This is a genomic window from Planktosalinus sp., assembly GCF_059864935.1.
On sequence record NZ_JCBCCK010000370.1, the window covers coordinates 1 to 1,940 of the forward strand.

Annotated in this window: 3 protein-coding genes and 1 pseudogene; 1 reads left to right on the forward strand and 3 read right to left on the reverse strand. The window is 36.2% G+C overall.

Annotated elements, in window-relative coordinates; genetic code table 11:
- Positions 1–156: pseudogene (locus AC6F75_RS11595) on the forward strand (methyltransferase); the annotation flags it as partial.
- Here AC6F75_RS11595 and AC6F75_RS11600 read toward each other — a convergent pair.
- From AC6F75_RS11600 to AC6F75_RS11610, 3 genes are read right to left on the reverse strand one after another with little or no spacing between them, the layout of a single operon-like run.
- Positions 140–703, reverse strand: coding sequence for a phosphatase PAP2 family protein (locus AC6F75_RS11600; protein WP_500715177.1), 564 nt, complete (start codon positions 701–703; stop codon positions 140–142). The pseudogene AC6F75_RS11595 and the gene AC6F75_RS11600 overlap by 17 nt on opposite strands.
- A complete protein-coding gene (locus AC6F75_RS11605; protein ID WP_500715178.1) occupies positions 704–991 on the reverse strand; it encodes a twin-arginine translocase TatA/TatE family subunit in 288 nt (95 codons plus the stop codon).
- 39 nt (positions 992–1,030) lie between these two features.
- On the reverse strand, positions 1,031–1,843 hold the full coding sequence (locus AC6F75_RS11610; RefSeq protein ID WP_500715179.1) for a BamP family beta-assembly machinery protein: 813 nt from the start codon (positions 1,841–1,843) through the stop codon (positions 1,031–1,033).
- Positions 1,844–1,940: the final 97 nt, after the last annotated feature.

Below are 1,940 nucleotides of genomic sequence, written 5' to 3' on the forward strand. Positions count from 1 at the left end.
GTTTTGTGGAGTGGTAAAGTTCTTGAAAAACCAAAAAAAGACGATGTGGACACCCCTGCCCTTATCGCTTACAACAAACTTTTGAATACTGACCCACGAGTGGAAAGTGTAGTATTACCAATCCGGGACGGCTTGACAATCACCCGTGTTCTTTAAGTTCAAGTGCAATATTTAATTTTCTGTAAAAATAGAAAGCTATTAGTATTCCGATAATTGCTCCAAAAATCAAATCGCTGGGGTAATGCCCTCCAACATGTATACGACTCCAGCTAAAAAGTATCGGAAACAAAAAGAAAATATATACCCAATTGTGAAATTTCCTCAAAACCAAAACCGCAAAAGTGGCAATTAAAAAGGAAGATGAAGCATGTCCTGAATAAAAACTAAAACCCTGCGAACTGTGAAGCATTCTTATCAAACCTTCTAGTTCAGGAATATTGGAAGGACGTATCCTTCCAATGGTCAATTTTGTTAGCAACATCAATGCAATTCCCATAAAAACCGCAATGATATAAAACTTGATTACAATTTTTCCCCTTTGAATACCATAATTTTTAAGTATTAAATAAAGAATCAAAAAAAAGAGTGGAATCCAACTGACTGTTTGGGTTATAATTAACCAAAAGGTGTCATATTTTTCAATACCCAGATTGTTTAAATAAACAAAGGCTTCCCTGTCCCAGCGAAGTATACTTTCAAACATTTAAAATTGACGTTTAATGGGGCCGGTGATTTCGTCTATATCTTCCTTGACCTTGTCGATTTCCTTTTGAACATCTTGAGTAATGTCGATATCTAGACCACGATCCTTGGCGCTTTTAGTGATTTCATTTTTGATATCATCGGTTGCATTTTTTATTTGCCGCATCCCTTTTCCGAGTCCGCGTGCAATTTCAGGTACTTTATCAGCTCCAAAAACCATCAGAACGATAAATAGTATAAACCCGATTTCGGCAAAACTGATAAATAAAAAATGTGTCATAGAAATCATAGCGCAAATATAGGGAAGTTTCCGGTGGCTAAAAAGAAATTATTCTGTGCGTGCAAGATAGATTTTGCTTTGTTTTTCCAAAAAATCCATCAGTTTTAATTCGTTATTTTCCTGAACCAAATCAGGTTTAAATCCGTTTTCAGCAACAAAATAAAGAAAGTTTTCAATCTGATCTTTAGGAATCTTAAGCACTTCGGTGAAATAATCATGAGCGAAACGCTGGTAAATTGCCGTATAAGAAGCATCTGCAAGTTGCGCTTTTTCAAGTGGGGTCAAACTTTGGGTCGCTGTATCCCTTTTCCTGAAAAGTGTTTCACCCAAAAGACTTACAAGTCCCAAAACATTTAATCCGGCTGTGGGTACTTCACGTATGGCCACATTTTCGACTTCAGAGCTTTTGTCATCCGCAAATTCAAAATCAAATTCCATTTCCTCCCATGAGATGTTAAATTCTGAATCTATATCAACAGTATTGATGCGGCTCACATCCACCCTGATGTTGCCACTCAGGTCGTGGGGCCTTACTATAATTTCATCAAGTGTTGTTATAGCCGGGTTGACATACACTTTCATTTGACGGGTTTTGATAATGCCTTCATCAATTATAACGGTAAATTTTTGGAACTGAAGCGCAGAAAACATCACTCTGTCATTAAGACCCATTTCAAGCGAAAACTCTCCGTTTTCATTGGTAACTGCTCCTTTTTGAGATGAAACATTATAGACCGAAATACCCTCCAGGTCTTCACCAATAGGAGCTGTGATAACACCATTAACCATTACCCTTTCGGTTTGTTGGCTAAGCATTATAGCCGGAAATAGTAGCAGCAGTAAAATGAAAATTGTTTTCATACTTAAAATTACAGCTTTATTTCAACTTTTGAATAAAAACAAATGTTAAATATCAATCGTCAAAAAAGTCGTAATTTTATACTTTATTTTTTGACTT

What these genes read in the sequence shown, in the direction of transcription:
- AC6F75_RS11600 (WP_500715177.1), bottom strand. Translation starts at nt 703, where the DNA reads ATGTTTGAAAGTATACTTCGCTGGGACAGGGAAGCCTTTGTTTATTTA.
- AC6F75_RS11605 (WP_500715178.1), bottom strand. Translation starts at nt 991, where the DNA reads ATGATTTCTATGACACATTTTTTATTTATCAGTTTTGCCGAAATCGGG.
- AC6F75_RS11610 (WP_500715179.1), bottom strand. Translation starts at nt 1,843, where the DNA reads ATGAAAACAATTTTCATTTTACTGCTGCTACTATTTCCGGCTATAATG.